Below are 22,564 nucleotides of genomic sequence, written 5' to 3'. Positions count from 1 at the left end.
AAGGTAAACATGACATCGTCGCCACACGGGTATATTAGGTACAGATTTGCCACTCAAATGACAAAAAAAGTAGGAGACTTCATGCCATCTCGCAAAGAACTTGCAAATGCCATACGCGTTCTGTCCATGGACGCAGTTCAAAAGGCCAAATCCGGTCACCCGGGTGCCCCAATGGGTATGGCCGATATCGCAGAGGTATTGTGGCGCGATTATTTAAAGCACAACCCAAATAACCCTGACTGGGTCGATCGTGACCGCTTTGTATTATCAAATGGCCATGGCTCCATGCTCATTTATTCTCTATTGCATTTGTCTGGTTATGATCTGTCAATTGATGAACTAAAAAACTTCCGCCAAATGCATTCTAAAACACCAGGTCACCCTGAGTATGGTTATGCTCCAGGCATCGAAACAACCACAGGACCACTTGGCCAGGGGATTACCAATGCGGTAGGTATGGCGATTGCTGAAAAGGCTCTGGCGGCACAGTTTAACCGTGATGAATATGACATCGTGAATCACTACACCTATGCTTTCCTGGGCGATGGCTGTTTGATGGAAGGTATTTCTCACGAAGCATGTTCTTTGGCAGGTACTCTGGGCCTGGGCAAGCTCATCGCATTTTGGGATGACAACGGTATTTCTATCGATGGTGAAGTAGAAGGCTGGTTCAGCGACGACACACCTAAGCGCTTTGAAGCGTATGGCTGGCACGTAATTGCAGATGTGGATGGTCATGACAGCGAGGCGATCACCGCTGCCATCGAAGCGGCGCGCGCTGAGTCGGATAAGCCAACCTTAATCTGCTGTAAGACAGTGATTGGTTACGGCTCACCAAACAAGTCGGGCAGCCACGATTGTCATGGTGCCCCTTTGGGTGACGACGAGATCAAAGCGGCACGTGAATTCCTTGGCTGGGAGCACGAAGCGTTTGATATTCCTGAGTCTGTATATGCTAAGTGGGATGCTGCGGCGCACGGCCAGCAAATTCAGAGCGAGTGGCTGGTTAAATTCACTGAGTACCAGATGCATTACCCTGAGTTGGCGGCAGAGTTTGAACGTCGTACTAAAGGCGAGTTACCTGCTGACTGGGCACAGAAAAGTGCAGAGTACATTGCACAGTTACAGGCCAATCCAGCCAATCCGGCAACCCGTAAAGCGTCACAAAATGCATTGAATGCGTTTGGCCCACTGTTACCTGAATTTATGGGTGGTTCTGCGGACCTGGCAGGTTCAAACCTGACGTTATGGGAAGGCTCTAAAGGCCTGACCGCTGATGATGCGTCAGGTAACTACATCTTCTATGGTGTACGTGAATTCGGTATGTCAGCCATCATGAATGGTATCGCACTGCACAAAGGCTTCATTCCTTACGGCGCGACCTTCCTGATGTTTATGGAATACGCGCGTAACGCAGTGCGTATGGCTGCATTGATGAAGCAACCAAGTATTTTCGTTTACACCCACGATTCAATCGGTCTGGGTGAAGATGGCCCGACACACCAGCCGGTAGAGCAGCTTGCGAGCATGCGCATGACACCAAACCTGGTTAACTGGCGTCCGTGCGACCAGGTTGAATCAGCGGTTGCCTGGCAGCAGGCTATCGAACGTAAAGACGGTCCTACGTCACTGGTATTTACCCGTCAGGGGCTTGAGCAACAGGCGCGTAGCGACGAGCAGGTAGCAGCCATTAAGCAAGGTGGTTATGTGCTGAGCTGTGACGGTGAGCCAGAGCTTATCCTGATTGCAACTGGTTCAGAAGTTCAGCTGGCTGTAGAAGCGGCTGCAAAGCTTCGTGACAGTGGCAAGCGCGTACGTGTTGTGTCTATGCCATCTACCGATGCGTTCGATGCACAATCTGCTGAGTATAAAGAGTCAGTATTGCCAGCGGCTGTGACACGTCGTGTTGCGATTGAAGCGGGTATTGAAGACTACTGGTACAAGTATGTAGGCTTGAATGGCGCAGTAGTAGGCATGAGCACTTTTGGTGAGTCAGCGCCGGCTGCTGAGCTGTTTAAGCACTTTGGCTTCACGGTTGAGAATGTTGTTGCTAAGGCGAATGCCTTGTTCAATTAAGCTCAAACGCTAATATTGAAAAAGCCGTTTAAGGAAACTTAAGCGGCTTTTTTGTGCCTGGTGAAAAGGTCTGGATAACGGTTCACATGATGGCTGACAGCCATTTTATCATCTAGAGTGATTGCGTGTCAGGATATGTGACAGTACCCATCCTGGGAGGTGCTAAACAATCTAAGAGTCATTTTGCTGAAAAAATATACACGGGTATTGGGAATATTTTTGTCACCTCTCATGCCTGTGCTCGTAGTCAAGGCGGCCATTCACAGTTATGAGAAAAGCCATGGCTATGGATCAACTTACAATGAAGGTAATCGAGCGTTTTCAATCTTGCGCTTAGGGTGGAGAGTTTACGCTGGGCTGGCTGTACAGCACTGGGCAAAGACCTGTGGTGAGAGATGAAGTCAGCGCGAGAGTGTAACCAATCCATTGGTACAAACGGGTGATAAATAGGCTGCTGTAGTTTAGTCATACTGGTTAACTGATACTGTCATTTCCGGAGTGCTCCTCGTTAATCTATGTAGGTGTCTGAGCCACAGATAACCGCTAATCTATTATTCAAACTTCGCTCACGGCAGGCCTCGCAGGCTTGGGACTTATATTCAGTGCTGAAGAACCGGTTACTTCCAGGTATATTTCTGAGTAACACATTTACTTATGTCGATAGATATGCTGTGAGCAATTTAATCTTGTAGGGAGTGCCCATTGGGAGAGTGAAACAGTGGTCTTACCTTTGTTATATTTAAATTATAAATAAAAGATATATTTTTAATTTATTTCTGTTTTTATTTTGATTGTGATTTTCTGTTAATAATTCCTGCCTTTAACTTTGTTAAATTATTAAATGTGGAAATAGTAATTGAGAACTTGCGCGATAAATGGATAATGCGCTCGAATTTAACGAAAAAGGAGTTGCTTCTCATTATTAAGAAGTAATTATATAAAATAATTATGAAGTTTTTTAAATTTTTATTTTTTCTGTCTGCGTTAGTTAGCAACATGGTTGCTGCCTTCGAACTAAAAACGCATATGTATGTTGGTAAAGAGGTCATCAATGACTTACGTGATCATAAAGTATCAATCCCCCCTTATGGTGACTTTGCTGTAAATAAAGATTTAGCAAGTGCTATTCTGGCAAATCAAAACTTGTACTTACTGGGTACAAATGGTCCCGATGTTTTACCTGACTTTATTGGCGGACAAGTCACTGTTCATGCAGGCACCGGTTGGAATAGTAACCAGTGGTTAACCTATTTGTCGACAAAGCCAGATGGCATATCTTCCTCCGAATGGAGTGCGTTTTATTCAGGGTATTTAAGCCATGCCGCCAGCGATGTGTTTGCCCATACTTATGTTAACTCTTACGCGGGTGATGCGTTTGATCTGGGTGACTCTGATGCATTTGCTGTAGAGATAAGACATAAATTACTAGAAATGTATATTTCTAAGTATCAACCTTACAGCTTACAGGCAAGCAGTGTGCTTAATGTGTCGTCCAATCAAATAAAGGCAATTAAAGAGAAATTGCTGGATAACGATGGTGTGTCAGCTCAATATAAAAAGTCAACGTTTTCAAAACACCTTCAAAGTATGAAAGCATTTGAAGATGAAGCGGCTGAGCAAGCTAAGCCTCTTGGTATTTTAAAACGGACACTAGAGAGTTGGATCAATATCTCGAAGCAGCGACAAAAATATTACAATGATCTGATTGCCGCGTATGAAAAGGGGGGCGCCGAGCGCGAAGAGCAGCAAAGAAATATCTCAAGACTTGAAGAAGAAATAAAAGAACTTAACCGGGGGAACATAGGTAACTATGTGGTATGTGAACTCTTACCATTCTCTCCATCTGCTTTTTGTCCTTCTTTCGATGACCCATTTAGGAATTGTAAGGATGCTGATGAATATCGTAAAGAGCAGGAAAGGAAAGGGTTGTGTTTGTGGAGTGACGATCATGCAAGACGTATAGTTGATGAATTAAAAAAGAAAGAGGACGAGTTAGCACGATTAAAATCTGAACTTAAATCTATCTGGGACAGTAATCCTGAGCTTAAAAAAACAGCTAAGGCGCTGGGTATCAAAGAACTGTCAAAGAATGAAGCTGTACAGGCACTTGCTTTGGTTACGACCGCATTAGCCCTTGGTTATGAGTTAGATGTAAAAGCAATTGCGTTGGATGCCGCCTATTCACAGTTTTTCAAGTATTCAGTAGAAAAAGCAGGTGAAGCATACATTAGCGCTAATATCAGTACGGCAAAACTAATCGCGGATGGTAAAAATTATACAGTTAGTGCTAAGCCAATTACAGAATGGCTGGCTTGTTACGGTCCTATTTATACGGGCGATCCAATAGGAACTGTTACTCCTCACATGTGTGAAGCGGCTAAGAAGCTTAAAAATTTACAAAGCCAATTATCTGAATCTCTAAAAGACCTAGCTAAAGACCATAATGGTTTGGCAAGTATTTACTCTCAGTATAATCAGATAAAAAAGGATATTAACGCGTTATCTGAAAGGATTGGTAAGCATGTCGTTAAAGAAATTCTCAATGACGATCAGGAAAAAATGCTTCGCTGGATTAGCAATCCGCCTTCCGATGATGTGATTAATAATGCTTTCAAAATGGATGGATTAAATAAGAAGCTACTTCTAATTCCAGATGTTTCTGAAAGAATAAAAGGGGACATGCATTTAAAAAATGGGAAATTCAGTCCTCAAGAGTTTGCGCCTGTTTACAACGCAATTCAGCTCTCTAAGTTAGCACTGTTAGGTAAAGGTGAGCTTAATCGTCTCGCCCGTAAAGCTGGGGTTGATATTCGCCATGTTCCAAATAGTAATATTATGCTTGGTTGGATAGCGTCTTTAGACGGTAATCATGCTTGGATGGAAAGATCGCCGAAGTTGCCTAGACAGCATGGTCATGAAGATCAAAAGCGAGACTATGAACGTCAGTATAGCGTGAGGCCATTCTATTTTTGGGGTGCGGAAGCGGCCAGAGATCAAATTTTCTTAAGAATATTTAAGGGTCCGTTGGCGCCCGGTTTAGTTGCGGCAGATACAATTGGTGAGAGCAATATCCTGCCTGATTACTATAAAATAAGAAATTGCCATGAAAGCGCATTTCAGTTGGATCAGACACACTTTGAGCGATGTTTACCCATTGCAGCCTGGTTAATACCAATACTTTCTGTAATAAACTAACCAAAGTAAAAGTGAGGATATAGATCCAGTTAGTGATGGCTATGCCTGACCTGACTGGGTCTATTGCTAGACTTCACCTCGCTTTCACCTCAATGATACTGTCTACATTCAGGTGGTGTAATTCGGAGTCACGAAATTAGTGAGGTGGCTGAATTAGTGTAATCAGACAGCTTTGCAAGTTGTCGCCTCTTTGTGCTTACAGGAATCGCAGAGGCATTTGGGCTGGCAATGACTGCATGGAGCATCTAGACATATCTTATCGCCAGGTTGATAAGATAGACTGCCATATACCAGCCATTTTGTTGTTAAAACCGATAGCCTAAATTAAAGTTTGCAGTAGACTTTGACTGGCTTCTGTTAAACCAATCGGCGTGATGTTGAGTGACCTCAAGCGTACCAAATAGGTTGCGTGTGAAAGTATACTCAAGCGCTAGACTGACACCGTAGTTTTTACCATCACTGTTGATGGGGTCCGTTTTACATTTTGTTTTGCAAGTGCTGGAGTTTGGGATGTAATAACGACCGTCAATGTCGCCGTCCTGATAGAACACGCTACCATATAGCAAAAGCTCCGGGGTCAGGCGATAGCCACTAATCAACGCCACATCGATGGCGTTTTTATCAAATTCCCAGTGAGCGTTATTATACGCGGTACCGCCGATATAATTGCCTGCTTCAACTCCAGAGTCATCACCACTGACATAGCTGATACTCACGGCATGGGAGACATCGCCGCTGCTGGCCTCTTCTCTGCTTTTGCCGTAAAACTGGTATTTCAGACTGTATTTTCCTTCTCCTCCGGCTGCCCAGCCTAATTCGAAACCGTTGCCCAAAGACAGCTCTGCTGCAGCGCGTAAATGCGAATCATCAGTCACGTATTCGGTGGTGTTCAGCGGGATGACATTAAGAGTATCTGTGCTCAAAGACAGACTGAGGTGAAAAGGGGATTTATTTACCTCCGGGCTTGCAAAACGCGCTGTGCTGTTGACAGATTCAGGGCTGGAGTAGCAGCCACCCAGTAAAGTAGAAAGTGCAATTAGAGACAGTGTTTTTTTCATTATTTTTTACTCCGTTAAAAACCGCGTAAGTGTGCAGGATTGTCCCTTAAATTACAACTGTTGACGGAGTGGTTACGATGGGCCTGTATGTCCTGATCAGAAAAGCACCATTTATCTTAAGTAAAAAATGGGTATAAATGTTGTCTTGATTGCAACAGAAAGGCCCGCTCACTGAGCGGGCCTTTGACATTACTCATTAACAGATATCAGACTCTGAACTGGTCAACAGACAGTCTCAGTTCTTCGGCTAGTTTGGCCACTTCTGAGCTTGAAATAGACGTCTGGTTTGCCCCTTCAGCCGTTTGTTCGGCGATGGTCACAATGGATTCAAGACGTTCACTGATCTCCTGAGAGACTTGTTGCTGTTCATTGGCTGCGTTGGCAATTTCTTCACTCACGTCATGTGCACGAGACACGGCGTCCGTGATTGAATTAAGTGCTTCATTGGCCACATCACTTTGGTGAACACAAGATTCCGCTTGTTGCTGGCCTTTCGACATCGCGCTGACGGCTTCTTCTGCACCGCTTTGCAATGATTCGATCATGGCCTGGATCTCCTGTGTCGACTCCTGCGTTTTGCTGGCCAGGGAGCGCACTTCGTCGGCAACAACCGCAAATCCACGACCCTGTTCACCGGCACGTGCTGCTTCGATGGCGGCATTCAGGGCAAGCAGGTTAGTTTGTTCTGCAATACCGCGGATCACATCCAGGATACCACCAATCGCTGAACTGTCCTGATGTAGCTTGTTGATTACTTCAGACACCGCTTCGACTTCATGAGCCAGCTGTTCAATGGTGTGCTTGTTATCCTGAGAAATGCCCTTAACGCGCTCGGCCTCTTTATCGGCATTCTTGATTTCCTGCAATGCCTGATGGGCACTGTTGCTCACGCCATGGGCTGTGCTGCTCATCTCAGTGGTTGCCGTCGCGGCTTGCTCAACCTGAGACTGCTGGCTCTTAATTGCCTGGCTAGACTCAATGGTAATGGCTGAGGTCTCTTCCGAGGCAGCAGCAAGCTGAGTTGAGCGGGATACGATACCAGTGATCAACTCTCGCAAACTGGCTATGAGGCTGTTACAGCTGCGCGCCAGTTCACCAAACTCATCTTTTGCTGAGTCATCCAGTGTCTGGGTCATGTCGCCACGAGCGACGATATTTAAGACGCGATTAACTTCAGACAGTGGCTTAGTAATACGACTGACAGTCAGGTAAGCGATGACGATTGCTAACAAGGCAGCCATGATCATACCAACCCAGGTCCACATATTTGCAGAGGTGACGTCTGCACGTACTTCATCCTGAATATCAAACGCCAGTTGCTTTGATTGTGCAACCAGTTCACCAAGCTGTTTCAGGGCGGTGTTGGTGGTCGCTTCAGCGGTGTCTAACTCTGTACGAGTTGTTTGTCGTGCCGCGATTAGCTGACCGACATTGCCGGAAATGCCGTTAGCACCCTTGAGCTGAGTTAGCAGGTCATCGTAGTATTGTTGTAAGTCGTCTACTAAAGTGCTGTCGAGCTGCGCGACTGTGGTTGTCATTAAAGACATATTGCGCTCCAGCTCTTCCAGTACATAGGCCTGTTCCTTGTCAACGATGTCCAGCGTGTTGCGCTCTTTGATGGTCATCATATCTGTGCTGGTTGTCACCGCAGAACTAAACAGGTTTTCTAATTTTGTTGCTGCCTGATAAGCGCGGCTGTCACTATCCTGTAAGCCGTCTAAATCGAGGATATCCAATACCACTGTCGTGGCATCCTCGGCGGCCATTTCTGTGTCTTCAAGTTGTTGCTTAAGTGTCTTTACCAACATTAGCTCGCGGGCCTTGTTACTCAACAAGTCCTGCACAGAGGTCGAGAATTGGTTGAAGCTTGATTCGACCTGGCGTTTGCTTTGTGCCAGACCTGGGTCTTGATCAACCACAGCACCTAACTCAGAAAAGGTTTTATTGAACGCTTGCTGACGTTCATTGAATTTTGCCTTGAGTGAGTTCAGCTCATCGGGTGATTGCGTAAAGTAACTCCCCTGGGCGAGTTTACTCATCTGAGTGAACTCAATTTGTAACGCAGCACTGCTGTCCAGAGCGGGCAATGAAAGCGAATTAACCAGTCTTGTGGAATTATCTATATTGGCGATCCTTAGCAGCGAGTTTCCTCCGATCATCAACAGGAGTAGAGTGATTATTATAAAACCACCCCAGATACGTTGGCTTACAGTCAAATTCATACGGGTACCATCAAATTAAAGCTGAATGAATGCTTATCGGATTTATTGCGCGATAGTTAAGTATTTTATAGCAGATGTGAATTCAAAATTCAGTAAAATCGGCTGAGAAACAGTTAATTGCTCGAAATTTGCTCATTTGCGTCTAAATCAAGCAGGGTCATCGGTCCTCCCCACACACACCCTGTATCTAAAGCAGTGACATTGGGGACTTTTGTGATCCCTTGCAAGGCTGCCCAGTGCCCAAAAAGGTAACGATTGGCCTCACTTTGGAAGCGTGGATGAGTAAACCAGGGACGTAACTCGCCGGCATCGTCCAGCGTGCCTTTATTGTCAAAATCGAGATGCCACTGCGAAGTCAGGAAGCGCATCCGGGTAAATACATTGACTATGGTATTAAAGCGGCTTTGCTCATCAGTATCCAGTAGCAGACGGGGCTCTTTACCGTACATCGCAGGCAGAAACTGGCTGGCCTCATCGCCTTGATATTTTTGTTGCGCCCAGCGACCTAATGACAGGGCTTGTTCAATCTCCCAATCAGGGTGAATACCTGCATGAGAAATAAAGGTGCGGTAGTTATCAAGATACACGCACAATGGCTGACGGCGCAAAAAGGCCAGATAATTTGGTAATTGAGGGTGCTGGTATAGGGCGTCGAGCTTGTCTTTAGGGTTAGGTGTTTTGCCCAGTAATACATTGCAGATAAGGTGTAAGTCGTGATTGCCAAGGGTAATAGTGACGCAATCCTGGTGGCGAAACACAAAGTCGAGACAGCCGAGTGAATCTGGGCCCCGAGCTACAATATCGCCTACCAGATAGAGGTGATCACGCGCTGGGTTGAAGGCAACTTCCTGCAACAACTGCTTTAACGGTGCAAAGCAGCCTTGCAGATCACCGACCACATAATTGGCCATTAGTGCAGGATATCCGGACGGCTCAGTCTGAATACCTGGATTGGAGCGCGAAATTCAGTGCCAAATTCATTGCGCATCACATAGTAGCCTTCCATTGTGCCAACTGGCGTATCTAACACTGCGCCGCTGGTGTACTGGTAACTTTCTCCTGGACGGATCGTTGGTTGCTCTCCGACTACGCCATCACCTTCGACTTCGGTTTCTTTACCGTTGGCATCGGTGATCAACCAATAGCGGCTTTCCAGCTTGGCATTACACAAGCTGTGGTTTTTAATGGTAATGGTGTAGGCAAAGACATATTTGTCTTTTTCTGGCTGAGATTGGCCTTCAACATAGAAGGCTTCTACAGATACTTTGATCGGTGAGCCGATCTCACTCTTTGTTGTCATAGATCCAGTTTGCTATCTCAATAAATTGCGAAAGGGAAATATTTTCGGCACGTAAACCCGGGTCGATCCCAAGGTCACTCAGTTGCTCGGCAGTCATTAAGTTCGATAAACTGTTGCGCAACGTTTTACGTCTTTGATTAAAGGCTTCAAGACACACTGTGTTCAGCACTTTGGTGCTTTTTGCACTGCGTTGTTGCGCATCTTTGGGGATCAACCTCACGACCGCAGAGTCAACCTTGGGTGCTGGTTTAAAGCACGTGGGAGGGACCTGGATCACCGGAATAGCGTGACAATAGTATTGTGTCATAACACTCAAGCGGCCATAGGCTTTACTGCCTGGTCCAGCTACCATGCGGTTTACCACCTCTTTTTGCAGCATGAAATGCATGTGCTCAACCTGATCTGCAAATTCAAATAAATGAAACAGCAGTGGCGTAGAGACGTTATAAGGTAAGTTACCAAAAATCTTGAGCTTTTCATCGCCTTTCAGGAGCGTAGAAAAGTCAAACTTCATAGCGTCGCCTTGATGTACCGTGAGTTTTGGTCCCATAAAAGGGTGGTGGATCAGGCGCTCTGCCAGATCGCGATCCAGTTCCACAACAGTTAGCTGGTCACTCAGCTCTATCACGGGCTCAGTGATGGCGCCTAAGCCTGGACCTATCTCTACCAGATTGTCTGTAGGCTTGGGATCGATGGCCGTCACAATCTTATCGATGATGTTGCTGTCGTTAAGGAAGTTTTGGCCGAAGCGTTTACGGGCTCGGTGGCCCAAATGTACTTTATCTGTCATGAACTCTGTGTTTTCTTGGTGGCGAGCTTAATTGCTTCGCGGATCGCTAATTCGAAACTACCGACTTCTGCGTTGCCACTGGCGGCAAGATCGAGTGCCGTGCCATGATCAACAGAAGTGCGGATGAAGGGCAATCCGAGTGTAATATTTACCGAATTGCCAAATCCTTTGTATTTTAACACAGGTAAACCCTGATCGTGATACATTGCCAATACGGCATCGGTATTTTCGAGATATTTCGCCTGAAATAGAGTATCTGCGGGCAGCGGGCCAACAAAATGCATACCCTGCGCATTGAGCTCGGTTAACACCGGCTCTATTGTATCAATTTCTTCATTGCCCAAGTGGCCACCTTCACCAGCATGCGGGTTTAGCCCGCATACCAGGACATTTGGCTTTTCAATCCCAAACTTGGTTTGCAAGTCCTGATAAAGAATGTGTGCCACTTTCGTGAGTCGGTCATGGGTAATGGCTTTAGATACGTAAGCAAGCGGAATGTGGGTCGTGACCAGCGCTACACGAAGTCCCTCTGTGGCCAGCATCATAACCACATCGGGGGTGTTGGACTGCTGCGCAAAATATTCAGTGTGACCACTGAAGGAAATACCAGCGCGATTGATAATCCCTTTGTGCACGGGTCCTGTCACGACGGCATCGAATGTGCCGTCCATATTTTTTTCCGAGGCGATACGTAAGGTATCTAAGACGTACTGACCGTTGCGTTCATCCAGCTCACCTGCGGTGACGTCACAGCCACGGTCTACCTGGAGGTAATAAATACTGCCAGGCGGCGCGGCTACGGCTGGTGCATCAGGGTCAAACGGAATGAGCTTAATGGTCGTATTTAGCTCCCTGGCACGCTGTAGCATGATGTCTTTATCCACAACCGCGACCAGCTGTGCAGGCCAGTCGTGTTGTGCAAGTTTGATGACCAAATCAGGCCCTATCCCTGCCGGCTCACCGGGGGTGATTGCGATTCTTAAACTCATCTTAGTTCTTCTATTAGTCGATTACTTCTACGTGCGCCTGCTCGCGCATTTCACGCGTCCACTTAAAGCTCTCTTCTTTAAACTTACGACGAAACAGAAGTTGGTGGGCACGATTTGCTTTCGCTTGCTCTGTTTTATCAGCAACACGCTTATCAAGCAACTGAACGATGTGCCAGCCAAAAGTGCTTCTGAATGGCTCACTGATCTCATTTTGCTCTAGCGACATTAAAGCATCGCGAAATGCAGGTACGTAAGTAGTCGGATCTGTCCAGTCATATTCACCGCCTTTAAGCGCTGAACCAGGATCTTCTGAATGCTCTTTAGCCAGCTCAGCAAAGTCTGCATCGCCATTACGCAGATCTGTCACAAAGCCTGCTAACATATCTCGTGCTTTTTCTTCGCTAAGGATGATCGACGGCTTTATCAGGATATGGCGAGAGCGCATTTCCACCCGCTCAACGACCTGACGTCCGCGGATGTCTTGTACTTTTAGAATATGGAAGCCAGCACCAGAACGCAGTGGGCCGATAATGTCATCTTTTTTCTTGCCTTTTACCGCTTCTGCAAACAGCGTTGGCATTTCGTTGATGCCCATCCAGCCTAGCTGACCACCATCCAGTGCTTTAGCGCCGCTAGATGAAGCGATGGCGATACGCTTAAATTCTCGGCCTTCATTGAGAAATTCGATGACTTTTTCGGCACGTTCACGTGCATCTTCGATGTCTTCCGGGTTCGCTTTGCTGTCAACTTTGATCAGGATGTGGCCGATATCATATTCTTCTGACTGGCCAGTTTGTTGTGCCAAAATTTGTTGTAAATTGGCGATTTCCTGCGGGCTGATATAGATACGGCGATCTACCGCGGCGCGTTGTACTTGCGAGACCATGATTTCAGTACGAATCTCTTCTCGATATGCCTGAAAGCTCTCGCCTGTGGCTTCGATCGAGTTACGTAGATCGGCAATGCTGCCACCTTGATCTTTGGCCATGCTGGCCAGTGTCTGATCAAGCTGAGCATCGGAGATTTCCATACCCATACGTGCAGCCATTTGCTCCATCAGCACCTGATCAATGAGTTTTTCAATGGCCTGGATACGTAGTACGTTATCTGACGGAAGCTCAGTGTTTTGTTGCTCTGCTTGCTCTTTCACGCGGTTAAGGATCTTGTCCACTTCGCTTTTTAGTACCACACCGTCGTTAACCGTTGCGACTACTTTGTCCAGCTGGACACGCTCAGCCCAAACGGGTTGTGCCAGCGTCATACTTAAAATTGGAACTAATAATAGCTTTTTTAAATTCATAAGAGTCTTTGTTGTTAATTATTTAAAAAGAACGGTCTGCGGTAACCAAAGATACCCGAACGTAGTAACTGGCTAGCATCATATCTTGATTTGCTGCCTAACCCTTTTAACACAAAATTGATACCAAAGCTTGTGTCAAAAATTGCGTCATCACGCGAAATCGTTTGGTTAAGGTCAGTTTGTATTTGACGTTTACCTGTTATGCGCACCGCCCAGCAGCATGATTCGTACTGCAAGCCAGCAAATACTTCAACGCTGCGGTTAGCCGTCATATCACGATGATAGCTGGCAACCAGCTGCCAGTTTTCATCTATGGGTAAGCTACTGAACAGACCGATTTGATCAATTTCGTATCCTGAGACATCACTGGCGTAGTGATGGTTCAATTGAACGAGCTTTTTATTGCTGCCTCGATAGTCGAGTGTCATGTGAGACTGGATCAGCTCCTTTTCGTCAGCATCATACTGCAAACCGGCGGAGAAGTACCAACGACGGTGCCAATGCAACATACTTTCAGCTGCAAATAAGGCGTTGTAGTTTTTACTGCCAAACTCCTGGCTGTTTTGTGTCAGTAGGTTGGTTTCCAAAGATTGCTCTGTGGGCTTAGCTGAGTCACTCAGATAGAGGATCTGGCCCATGCTGAAGTTAAAGCGCTCGCTGTTGTTGCTGTCGAACAATCGGGTCGTTGCGCCCAGCGTAAATTGGTTTGCCTGCGCGATAAAGTCGACGCCAGAAAAGCGTTGCTCGCGGAATAAGCCAAAAAAGTCGTCCTGCATTTTTATGGTGTCATACAATGCGATACCGGACTGGTCTTTTCTGGGTGTGTACAAATACTGGATCTGTGGCTCCAGCGTTTGCGTACCTTGTTGCAAAATGAAGTTTGTTGGCCGTTCCAGATTTAACTGGCCATGTAAGCGCAGTTTAGGGAGTGTACGGGAAACTGATTTTTTATATTGAGATTGTGAGAACGCCTCATCTCCGTCCTGTTCATAATAGGTATGCATCAGGCTCAGGTTAGAGGCAAATGACCAGGCATAGGCGTTGTAGTCATAAGACACACTTGGCTCGAAGTGAATTCGGGTTGCGTCTGTGACGGTCAGTTCATCGTTAGTAAAGTGGCTGATTTGGCCTGTGAGTCCCCAATTGAACCCTTGATAGTTTTGCGTCACGTGGTTAACTGTGAGCTGGGGCAACACCGCGTATGACTCAGTGTGGTTACCCAAAACTTCGAAGTTTTGTAGCTTCAGGTCAACGGCCCATTCATCACCTAAATAGCTGAGCTGACCGGTACGGTAGAGCTGAGTGTCCGTTTCATTGGCGTATTGGGAGTCTAAATCTGAAATATAGGCGTCATCACTGACATTGGTGATGTCGACGCTGGCGCGCCAGTTTTCATCAAAATAGCTGTTTTGGGTCCAGTTGACCAAATATCGCTCATCAAGTTGCTTGGCAGAATCGTCCTGTTCCAAAAACTCTATGGCCAGTTGGCCCTGATGATGTTTGGTCAGGTAACGAAATTCCGAAATCAGCTGAGTGCCTTTTTTTGACATGTAGCGTGGTGTGATGGTTGCGTCGTAATTCGGGGCCAAATTTAAATAGTACGGTATTGCAACTCCTAAGCCGCGACGACTGGAGCTGCTAATCGTCGGTGTGAGCACACCGGATTTGCGGCGATCATCTATGGGAAATGTAAAATAGGGTACATAGACAATCGGTGTATCTAGTATTTTGAGGATCGTATGATGCGTTTCACCCCAGCCACTGTCACGATTCATGACAATACTGCTGGCCTCGATTGACCAAAAGGGGGTTTCTCCTGGGCACGTGGTAAAGCTGGAATTGAGCAAATCAACCTGATTGGCGGTGGCATGCAGTTTTTCGGCGCTGCCATGGCCATTTTGTTGGGTCAGCCAATAATCTGCACCGAGCAGGCTGAATTCGTATTCCTGGAGATTGGCAAACATACCGGTACTGTTAACCAGGGTGTACTTATCCTGAAAAACGAGTGGGCCGGTGGCATTGAGTAATCCTTGCTGTTTGTCTATCAGGGCAGCCTGAGCTGACAAGCTCATGATATTGGAGCTAATGACGACATTGCCACTGAATTCAGCACTGTCGACGCCCTGTAATTCAACATTGTCAGACTGAATATCGATAGCGCCACTGGGCAAATCAGCGATGGGTTGCCAGTTTTTAGGCTGAAAGTAGTCTTTACACTGAAGGCCATCAATGTTCGAATTAGCAAAAGTCGCTGTACTGATTAGGGGAAGCACGAAGAGGCCCCAAGCTTTGCTCATTTATCAACCTTGTTTGCCGAAATTCATTTTCAAGCCAGACATGATAAATGAAAAGCGTGTTAATTACAGTAGTTAAGAATAGGAAATAGTAAGAAAAATGACCCCAAGCCTGTCACCAGAGGTTGCGCTAAGAGCGCAGGCCCGCGCGGCCTTTTTGCACAATCATTATCATGCCTTACCGGAGCAGGTAACTGCCCTCGACGGAGACGCCAGTTTTCGTCGTTATTTTCGTGTTACCTACCAGGGCAACTCATCTATTTTGCTCGATGTAGCTCCTGAGATGGGTGACGTCACGGCATTTGTTGAGCTGAACACGATTTTTAGCCAAGGCAAAATAAGAGTACCACAAATTATTGTCGCAGATTGTGCGCTCGGGTTTGTGTTGTTAGAAGATCTCGGCTCTGAGCATCTGGCCGACCGGCTTGCTTCAGCGTCTGAGGTGCAGGGGGACTATGAATCCTTGATTGATATGTTGCCTGACGTGGCCCGTCTGCCAGCCAGTCCACTGATGAAGCCCTATGATGCGGCCTTCATTGACATGGAATTGGAAATATTTAGTGAGTGGTTACTTAATCGCTGGTTGGGTTTCGAGCCCCAGAAGGCCTGGTGCCAACAATGGACTGCGCTAAAGCAGGCGCTGATCAGGAATATGCTGGCACAGATGCAGGTGACCATGCATCGGGATTTTCACAGCCGTAACCTGATGTGGCACAACCAGCAGTGGGTGGTGATAGATTATCAGGATGCAGTCCAGGGCCCGGTAACGTATGACGTAGTATCGTTGCTTAAAGACTGTTATTGCCGATTACCTGAGGCGCAGCTGGCCCATTTGCAACGTTATAGTTTTGAGGTATTGAGCAAAGCCGGCCTGCTGGCACCACACAGTTCTTTTGAGGAATATCAGCAGCAACTGGCGTGGACTGGGTTACAACGTCACCTCAAGGCTGCGGGGATCTTTGCACGTTTATATTTGCGAGATGGCAAGCCAGGTTATTTGCATAACATTCTGCCAACTTTGCAATACATTTACGAGGCCGCAAAGTGTGTCGATACATTTCAATGGCTTGCAACCAGTCTGCAATCCGAGATAATACCCCTGGTACAGGCTAAGCTGGAACAACAAAAATGAAAGCAATGATTTTGGCCGCAGGCCGGGGCAAGCGTATGATGCCGCTGACGGCGACTATGCCAAAGCCCATGCTTGAGGTTGCAGGCAAGCCCTTGCTGGAATACCACATAAAACGGTTGGCAGACGCAGGCATTACCGACATAGTCATTAACCTGGCGTGGCAAGGCGAAAAAATACGTGAATACTTCGCCGATGGCAGTGCATTTGGTGTGTCTATTCAATACAGTGATGAACCTGAAGGGGGGCTGGAAACGGCGGGCGGCATTGTCCGGGCTCTGCCTGCGTTGTGCAATGAAACAGACACCTTCATTGTGATCAACGGCGATATTTTTACCGATTATGCAGTGCATGACTTGTCGCGTTTGCATCTGTTACCTGGTGAGGCCCATCTGGTATTGGTGGAAAACCCACCTCATAATCCGGACGGAGATTTTCCGCTGGCACATCAAAGTACCCATACTCAGGCCTATACGTTTGCGGGTATTGGCTTATATCACAAAGATTTCTTTAACGGAGTGCAGGAACAATTTGTTGCTCTGGGTCCGATGCTCAGGGCGGGTTTGGCACAGGGGAGCGTCTCAACGGAACTTTATCTGGGGCAATGGCACGATATTGGCACGCCTGAGCGGTTAGTTGAGATCAACAACGCAGTGGAGCACACATATGTGGGGTAAGTTGTTGGGGGCTGGTTTTGGCTTTATGTTTGGCAAGTGGCTGGGGGCTATTCTCGGGTTTTATCTGGGTCATTTGTTCGACAAAAGCCTAAAGCAAGATTTTGATAAAGTGGGCGGATTCCAGGGCTTTTTAAATGGTGACGATCTCAGTGAACGCCAGGCGCTGTTTTTCTCCAGCTGCTTTTCTGTCATGGGCCATATTGCAAAGTCAAATGGCAGAGTCAGCGAGGTGCATATTCGCGCGGCAACGGCCTTTATGGATGAAATGGCGTTAACCGGTGATGATCGGCGTGAAGCACAATATGCGTTCAGAGCGGGCAAGGAAGCTGACTTTTCGGTGAAAGATGCGGTGCGGGAAGTCAGAGAAGCTTTTGCCAGGCGTTACGATTTACTGCAATTGTTTTTGGAAATTCAAATTCAGATGGCGTTTTCGGATGGCCATGTGTCTGAGCAGGAACAGGCATTACTGCGCGAAGTGAGCAAGTACCTGGGGATTTCTCAGACTCAGTATAATTTCTTGCTGCGCCGCTATCAGGCCGAGTTTCGTTTTCGTCAGCAGCGCGCGCAATGGCAGTCTCAGCAATCTCAGCAGCGCCAGAGTGGGGGTCAGCAAAGACAACAGCGAGAGTCTGCACGTGAACCTCAGTCATCAGCCGTATCACGCAGCGAAGCGCTTGCGGTATTGGGTCTCAGTGATGGTGCATCGGACAAGGACATCAAACGCGCGTATCGCAAACTGATGGCACAACACCACCCTGACAAGTTGGTGTCTCAGGGTCTGCCTGCGCACATGATGGAAATTGCTAAGCGAAAAAGCCAGAGTATTCAATCAGCGTATGAATTACTGAAACAAAAACGCAGTAGTTAAGTCAGTCTCCAATTCAGACTAGAGCCGGCGCAAAAAACCGGTTAATTCTTTACGCAGTCGTTGATGTTGCAAGGGCTGGTGCTGCTCCCCGAAAAGCTCTCTTTGGCGATAATCAAGTTTGCTGTTACGTCTGGCCCAGCGGCGGCGATCGTCTATGGTTTCCAGAACCAGGGGGCTGTCGAATGTATAAAAGACATCCAGCAAAGCTGGCGCGACGAGTGATAAGCTGGCTGGCAAGTGGCTGTTTCTCTGTGCATTGGCCAGCTGAGCGCTGACGGTGATCAGCGCATCGACCCGAACGCTGGGCAAAGTAGCCAGGTACTCTGCAAACAGGCCAGCACTGTTGCCAAATGCCACAATGGCAATGTGTTCCTGCTGACGCAACGCCAGAGTTTTATAGAGGGCTTCAAAACGGGCAATCAATGCGGCTTTGTAATTATCCAGTGCCAGTTCACTGAGCACCGGGATCGCCGAACTTTTTACTTCATTGGGCTGCGCGTCAATGATGTTCGCTGCAAGGTCACCGTTGCTTGTGAGATCGGGTACCGGCAAGGTATATGTATCGTAGCCATCGTCCGTTAATGCCTGATGCAAGTAACTTAAGCCATTATTGTAAAGCTGGCTTTGTTCCATCCCGGGCAACAAAATAATAATGCCACGTTTTGGTGCGGCCATATACTCTGAGAATAAAACTGAGATTTCCTGCTCTTCATCCTTAATCGTCAGTAGCTTTTCGCTGCTCAGCCAGTAGCGTAGATCGCTGTCAAATTGTGAGGACCTACTCGGCGGGTTCTGTTGCTCTGCGGCCTGAGTTGGTGTTGTCACGACCAGGCTTATCATCAGGCTGACTGTCAGAAAAAACCGGGAATAATTGAGCATGTTTACGCACCTTACCTTGCTAATGCCCTTGTATCGGCAATTTACCGCAAAGCTTGAGGACATTCTGGCTGTCACTATGTGCAGCGTCACAAAATTTCGGTAAACTCGTGCCGAAAAAATCGATGGAGAGTGCTTTGAGCAATAAAACTGACACCAAACGTGATTTTATCTGGTTGTTTTTCAAAGGGGCAGGTATGGGCGCCGCCGACGTAGTACCGGGTGTGTCCGGTGGCACCATTGCGTTTATTACCGGTATTTATGCCCGTCTGCTTGGGGCAATTAAAAGTGTCAATCTGGACGCCATTAAAACACTCAGAAGCAATGGATTAAAGGCCGCGTGGCAACATATAGACGGCACTTTTTTGGTGGTGTTATTTGCGGGCTTGCTGACCAGCGCCGCTTCTTTGGCGAAACTCATTACTTATTTACTTGAGCACCATCAGTTATTTGTTTGGTCGTTCTTTTTTGGCCTGATCATCGCTTCGTTTATTCATGTCGGTAAGCAAGTCTCTCGCTGGGACCTGCCGACCATCAGTGCGTGCTTGGCAGGTGCAGCGATTGCCTATGTGATCACTTCTCTGGCGCCTGCCGAAGCGGTGCCACAGACCTGGTATTATTTTGCCGCTGGTGCAATCGCAATTTGTGCCATGATTTTACCCGGTATTTCCGGTAGCTTTATCTTGTTATTACTGGGAATGTATGGCCATGTACTCAGTGCGGTCAATGAGATGCAGGTGATGTTGATCGCTTTGTTCTTGGGGGGATGTGTGGTTGGTCTAATGGCATTTTCACGTCTGTTGTCATGGTTACTTAGTCGCTTTGAGCAGATCACCTTTGCTTTGCTATGTGGTTTTTTGCTTGGTTCACTGAACTTATTGTGGCCCTGGAAGCAAGTGTTAACCACTTACACTAATTCCAAGGGGATAGAGAAACCGTTAACGCAAGCCAATGTGTTGCCGGGAGAGTTTGCTCGTATTTCTGGCCAAGAACCTTACGTACTGGGTTGCGTTTTATTAGCTGTGGCGGGCCTCGCCCTGATCCTGATGATTGAGCGGATCAGTCGTAAAGACGCCTAGTTGGCACTGAACTGTGGTCAACTGATAAAATTTCATCATCTTATCATAAGGGTGTGTGACACTGTTCATACACCCGTTTTTTGTTGGCTGGCGGGGGAGAGCAACTCTAAGTAAGGCGGTGGGCTTAGACTTGTGTCGAATGCAGATGGAGCGAAAAGTGTGCTATCAAGTAGCCGCGCTCAAGTTAACCACGTTTTAACCCTGTTTCGGACCTGATAACACATGAAAAACTCGCTTTACGTTTTGCTCGCCTTAATTTTTATGCTCTGGCACCCGACAGCGATATCAGCTGCGGCCAACCACGTTGCAACGCCCATCGACCTCACCTCGGCCGCCCTTGGCTGGATCTGCATTGCTATCTTTGTACTGGCTTATATTCTGGTCATGCTAGAAGAGAAGCTTCATATGCGTAAATCCAAACCTGTGCTGGTGGCCGCCGGACTGATCTGGATGCTGATCGGCGGCTACTATGTACTGCATGATATACCTGAGCTGACTGAGCATGCTTTTCGGCATAATTTACTCGAGTTTTCAGAACTGATGTTATTTTTGCTGGTGGCGATGACCTATATCAATGCCATGGAAGAGCGGCGCTTATTTGATGCCTTACGGGTATGGATGGTACGTCGTGGGTTTAACTTCAGAACTTTGTTTTGGCTCAGCGGCTTTCTGGCGTTCGTCATCTCGCCGATAGCGGATAACCTGACGACGGCTTTGTTAATGTGTGCGGTCGCCATGAAAGTAGGTCAGGGTGACAAGGAATTTATTAACCTCAGCTGCATTAATATTGTTGTGGCGGCGAACGCGGGTGGCGCATTCAGCCCGTTCGGTGATATTACCACGCTGATGGTATGGCAGGCCGGTATCGTGCATTTCGCTGAGTTTTTCTCTCTGTTTTTCCCGGCGCTGGCAAATTACCTGGTGCCCGCTTTGATCATGAGCTTGTTCGTAAAGAATAAGAAGCCAGCAGCTAGTGATGAGCACATTGAACTAAAGCGTGGTGCGCGGCGCATCATGGTGTTGTTTTTAGTGACCATTGCTACAGCGGTCTCTTGCCATAGCTTATTACACCTGCCACCGGTTCTGGGTATGATGATGGGGCTAGGGTATTTGCAGTTTTTTGGCTATTTTTTACGGACCACTTTACCCAATTCATTGGACAGAAAACGCGCTGAGGCAGAGCAGGCCGGCGACCAGGAACGTTTGAAGGCGCTGGGCAATGTGGTGCCTTTTGATGTGTTTGCGAAAGTGTCACGCGCCGAGTGGGATACCTTGCTGTTTTTCTACGGTATCGTGATGTGCGTCGGGGGGCTGGGTTTTCTGGGATATCTGAGCCTGATGTCGGAAGTGTTGTATGGAGACTGGTCTGCGACGGCTGCCAATGTGTTCTTAGGTGTGGTTTCGGCCGTAGTCGACAATATTCCGGTGATGTTTGCCGTATTGTCAATGCAGCCTGAGATGTCCCATGGCCAGTGGTTATTGATCACGCTGACTGCCGGGGTTGGCGGCAGTCTGCTTTCTATTGGCTCGGCGGCGGGCGTAGCATTAATGGGACAGGCCAGAGGCTATTATACCTTCTTTGGTCACCTGAAATGGACGCCAGTGATAGCACTGGGCTACGCCGCCAGTATCCTGGTACATTTATGGTTAAACGCCGAGTTATTTACGGTGTTTGACTAAGTACTCGGTGAGTACATCATGCTGTGCCTTAATCCAGCGAGCGTCAACCGGCTTGGCGGTGCTGATTGCATGGGTCAGAGGCACATTGTGTAACGCCGTCCCTTGTTTGCCTATCATAATCCCAGTTCGGTTATCCGTTACGGCATTGACGGCTTCCAGTCCTAGTTCTGTGGCCAGTAGTCGGTCTTCTGGCGCCGGGCTGCCACCGCGCTGGATATGACCAAGTACACAGACTGCGCTTTCGATACCAGCCTGCTCAGCCAATTGTGTTTTGAGGGCCTGAGGTCCGCCAGGCCAGAGGTTTTCAGCCAATACAATCACAAAGCTGTCGTGGTTGTATTGCTGTTGCACCTGGATCTGGTTTATCAGCCGATCCAGTTGTTGTCTGGTGTCGGCAGAATCACAATTTTCGAATGACAGAATCGCCTCAGCGCCGGTTGCCAGTCCGACATGAAAGGCAATATGGCCGCTGTGTCTGCCCATGACTTCGACAATAAAGACACGCTCAAAGGCGTTTGCGGTGTCGCGGATCTTATCTATAGCATGGGTGGCGGTCGTGACCGCGGTGGCAAAACCTATGGTGTTGTCTGTGCCAGCCAGGTCATTGTCTATGGTCCCGGGCAGGCCGATAACCTGACCTTCCCAGTGGGCCTTAATCGCTTCAAGTCCCCTAAACGAGCCATCTCCCCCAATTACGATTAAAGCATCAATCTGGTGCTTTCTGAGTGTATTGACGGCTTGCTTTGGACCTTGTGGCTCGCACATTGCGCGGCAGCGGGCACTTTTTAAAATAGTGCCGCCAAATTGCAGCACATTGGCCACATCCCGATGTGTCAGGGTTTGCCACTCGTCGTTTAACAGGCCGTTGTAGCCATGGAAAAAACCGATGCAGTCATACTGGTTGTGCTGAGCGCTATGCACGATTGCACGGATAGCGGCATTCATCCCGGGCGCATCGCCCCCGCTGGTGAGTATTGCAATTTTGGTCATTCAGTTCCCTGTACTGTGGCTGAGCTATACACCTTGATTAA

The 22,564-nt window shown here is 47.6% G+C and carries 17 protein-coding genes; 7 read left to right on the top strand and 10 right to left on the bottom strand.

Features of this window, described 5'->3' with window-relative positions:
* Positions 1-81: 81 nt before the first annotated feature.
* Together tkt and MHN31_RS03150 are read left to right on the top strand one after the other, a co-directional pair.
* Positions 82-2,076 (top strand): transketolase, encoded by a 1,995-nt coding sequence (gene tkt, locus MHN31_RS03155; protein WP_125559874.1) that lies wholly within the window; start codon positions 82-84, stop codon positions 2,074-2,076.
* 948 nt (positions 2,077-3,024) lie between these two features.
* Positions 3,025-5,271 (top strand): hypothetical protein, encoded by a 2,247-nt coding sequence (locus MHN31_RS03150; RefSeq protein ID WP_125559878.1) that lies wholly within the window; start codon positions 3,025-3,027, stop codon positions 5,269-5,271.
* Between the two features lie 305 nt (positions 5,272-5,576).
* Here MHN31_RS03150 and MHN31_RS03145 read toward each other — a convergent pair whose 3' ends face one another.
* From MHN31_RS03145 to lptD, 8 genes are all read right to left on the bottom strand, one after another.
* Complete coding sequence (locus tag MHN31_RS03145) at positions 5,577-6,329, bottom strand: hypothetical protein (protein ID WP_125559880.1); 753 nt, start codon at positions 6,327-6,329, stop codon at positions 5,577-5,579.
* 206 nt (positions 6,330-6,535) lie between these two features.
* Positions 6,536-8,551: a methyl-accepting chemotaxis protein gene (locus MHN31_RS03140; protein ID WP_125559882.1), complete on the bottom strand. Its 2,016-nt coding sequence runs from the start codon at positions 8,549-8,551 to the stop codon at positions 6,536-6,538.
* Between the two features lie 113 nt (positions 8,552-8,664).
* Entirely contained in the window at positions 8,665-9,462 is a 798-nt protein-coding gene (locus tag MHN31_RS03135) for a symmetrical bis(5'-nucleosyl)-tetraphosphatase (RefSeq protein ID WP_125559884.1), read from the bottom strand.
* The gene (gene apaG / locus MHN31_RS03130; RefSeq protein WP_010382612.1) at positions 9,462-9,851 is read right to left on the bottom strand and encodes a Co2+/Mg2+ efflux protein ApaG; all 390 of its coding nucleotides are present in this window, start codon (positions 9,849-9,851) and stop codon (positions 9,462-9,464) included. Before apaG ends, MHN31_RS03135 begins: the two co-directional genes overlap by 1 nt.
* Positions 9,835-10,641, bottom strand: a complete 807-nt coding sequence (rsmA, locus tag MHN31_RS03125; RefSeq protein ID WP_125559886.1) for a 16S rRNA (adenine(1518)-N(6)/adenine(1519)-N(6))-dimethyltransferase RsmA — start codon at positions 10,639-10,641, stop codon at positions 9,835-9,837. The genes apaG and rsmA overlap by 17 nt, the downstream gene beginning before the upstream one ends.
* Entirely contained in the window at positions 10,638-11,630 is a 993-nt protein-coding gene (gene pdxA / locus MHN31_RS03120; protein ID WP_125559888.1) for a 4-hydroxythreonine-4-phosphate dehydrogenase PdxA, read from the bottom strand. The genes rsmA and pdxA overlap by 4 nt, the downstream gene beginning before the upstream one ends.
* A 13-nt stretch (positions 11,631-11,643) precedes the next feature.
* Positions 11,644-12,930: a peptidylprolyl isomerase SurA gene (surA, locus tag MHN31_RS03115; protein ID WP_239443431.1), complete on the bottom strand. Its 1,287-nt coding sequence runs from the start codon at positions 12,928-12,930 to the stop codon at positions 11,644-11,646.
* A 14-nt stretch (positions 12,931-12,944) separates the two neighbouring features.
* Positions 12,945-15,227 (bottom strand): LPS assembly protein LptD, encoded by a 2,283-nt coding sequence (gene lptD, locus MHN31_RS03110; RefSeq protein WP_125559892.1) that lies wholly within the window; start codon positions 15,225-15,227, stop codon positions 12,945-12,947.
* Between the two features lie 97 nt (positions 15,228-15,324).
* On the opposite strand from lptD, the gene MHN31_RS03105 reads away from it, so the two are divergent.
* Genes MHN31_RS03105 through djlA form a run of 3 tightly spaced genes read left to right on the top strand, consistent with a single transcriptional unit; the run spans position 15,325 to position 17,898 of the window.
* Positions 15,325-16,356, top strand: coding sequence for a phosphotransferase (locus tag MHN31_RS03105; RefSeq protein ID WP_239443430.1), 1,032 nt, complete (start codon positions 15,325-15,327; stop codon positions 16,354-16,356).
* Positions 16,353-17,030: an N-acetylmuramate alpha-1-phosphate uridylyltransferase MurU gene (gene murU, locus MHN31_RS03100; protein WP_239443429.1), complete on the top strand. Its 678-nt coding sequence runs from the start codon at positions 16,353-16,355 to the stop codon at positions 17,028-17,030. Before MHN31_RS03105 ends, murU begins: the two co-directional genes overlap by 4 nt.
* Positions 17,020-17,898, top strand: a complete 879-nt coding sequence (gene djlA, locus MHN31_RS03095) for a co-chaperone DjlA (RefSeq protein ID WP_275446726.1) — start codon at positions 17,020-17,022, stop codon at positions 17,896-17,898. Before murU ends, djlA begins: the two co-directional genes overlap by 11 nt.
* 18 nt (positions 17,899-17,916) lie before the next feature.
* On the opposite strand, the gene MHN31_RS03090 is transcribed toward djlA, so the two are convergent.
* Positions 17,917-18,777 (bottom strand): DUF3530 family protein, encoded by an 861-nt coding sequence (locus MHN31_RS03090; protein WP_239443428.1) that lies wholly within the window; start codon positions 18,775-18,777, stop codon positions 17,917-17,919.
* A gap of 122 nt (positions 18,778-18,899) precedes the next feature.
* On the opposite strand from MHN31_RS03090, the gene MHN31_RS03085 reads away from it, so the two are divergent.
* The gene (locus MHN31_RS03085; protein WP_239443453.1) at positions 18,900-19,853 is read left to right on the top strand and encodes a DUF368 domain-containing protein; all 954 of its coding nucleotides are present in this window, start codon (positions 18,900-18,902) and stop codon (positions 19,851-19,853) included.
* Between the two features lie 222 nt (positions 19,854-20,075).
* Positions 20,076-21,533, top strand: coding sequence for a sodium:proton antiporter NhaD (gene nhaD, locus MHN31_RS03080; protein ID WP_206074193.1), 1,458 nt, complete (start codon positions 20,076-20,078; stop codon positions 21,531-21,533).
* On the opposite strand, the gene MHN31_RS03075 is transcribed toward nhaD, so the two are convergent.
* Positions 21,513-22,523: an ATP-dependent 6-phosphofructokinase gene (locus tag MHN31_RS03075; protein ID WP_239443427.1), complete on the bottom strand. Its 1,011-nt coding sequence runs from the start codon at positions 22,521-22,523 to the stop codon at positions 21,513-21,515. The genes nhaD and MHN31_RS03075 overlap by 21 nt on opposite strands.
* Positions 22,524-22,564: the final 41 nt, after the last annotated feature.

The organism is Pseudoalteromonas sp. McH1-42, from assembly GCF_022347845.1.
GTDB classification, from domain to species: Bacteria; Pseudomonadota; Gammaproteobacteria; order Enterobacterales; family Alteromonadaceae; genus Pseudoalteromonas; species Pseudoalteromonas rubra_D.
The sequence above is the reverse complement of the archived record's forward strand: the minus strand, read 5'-3'. Positions and strand labels throughout refer to the sequence as shown.

Coding starts and splice junctions, on each gene's coding strand:
- tkt (WP_125559874.1), top strand. CDS start 82: ATGCCATCTCGCAAAGAACTTGCAAATGCCATACGCGTTCTGTCCATG.
- MHN31_RS03150 (WP_125559878.1), top strand. CDS start 3,025: ATGAAGTTTTTTAAATTTTTATTTTTTCTGTCTGCGTTAGTTAGCAAC.
- MHN31_RS03145 (WP_125559880.1), bottom strand. CDS start 6,329: ATGAAAAAAACACTGTCTCTAATTGCACTTTCTACTTTACTGGGTGGC.
- MHN31_RS03140 (WP_125559882.1), bottom strand. CDS start 8,551: ATGAATTTGACTGTAAGCCAACGTATCTGGGGTGGTTTTATAATAATC.
- MHN31_RS03135 (WP_125559884.1), bottom strand. CDS start 9,462: ATGGCCAATTATGTGGTCGGTGATCTGCAAGGCTGCTTTGCACCGTTA.
- apaG (WP_010382612.1), bottom strand. CDS start 9,851: ATGACAACAAAGAGTGAGATCGGCTCACCGATCAAAGTATCTGTAGAA.
- rsmA (WP_125559886.1), bottom strand. CDS start 10,641: ATGACAGATAAAGTACATTTGGGCCACCGAGCCCGTAAACGCTTCGGC.
- pdxA (WP_125559888.1), bottom strand. CDS start 11,630: ATGAGTTTAAGAATCGCAATCACCCCCGGTGAGCCGGCAGGGATAGGG.
- surA (WP_239443431.1), bottom strand. CDS start 12,930: ATGAATTTAAAAAAGCTATTATTAGTTCCAATTTTAAGTATGACGCTG.
- lptD (WP_125559892.1), bottom strand. CDS start 15,227: ATGAGCAAAGCTTGGGGCCTCTTCGTGCTTCCCCTAATCAGTACAGCG.
- MHN31_RS03105 (WP_239443430.1), top strand. CDS start 15,325: ATGACCCCAAGCCTGTCACCAGAGGTTGCGCTAAGAGCGCAGGCCCGC.
- murU (WP_239443429.1), top strand. CDS start 16,353: ATGAAAGCAATGATTTTGGCCGCAGGCCGGGGCAAGCGTATGATGCCG.
- djlA (WP_275446726.1), top strand. CDS start 17,020: ATGTGGGGTAAGTTGTTGGGGGCTGGTTTTGGCTTTATGTTTGGCAAG.
- MHN31_RS03090 (WP_239443428.1), bottom strand. CDS start 18,777: ATGCTCAATTATTCCCGGTTTTTTCTGACAGTCAGCCTGATGATAAGC.
- MHN31_RS03085 (WP_239443453.1), top strand. CDS start 18,900: ATGGAGAGTGCTTTGAGCAATAAAACTGACACCAAACGTGATTTTATC.
- nhaD (WP_206074193.1), top strand. CDS start 20,076: ATGAAAAACTCGCTTTACGTTTTGCTCGCCTTAATTTTTATGCTCTGG.
- MHN31_RS03075 (WP_239443427.1), bottom strand. CDS start 22,523: ATGACCAAAATTGCAATACTCACCAGCGGGGGCGATGCGCCCGGGATG.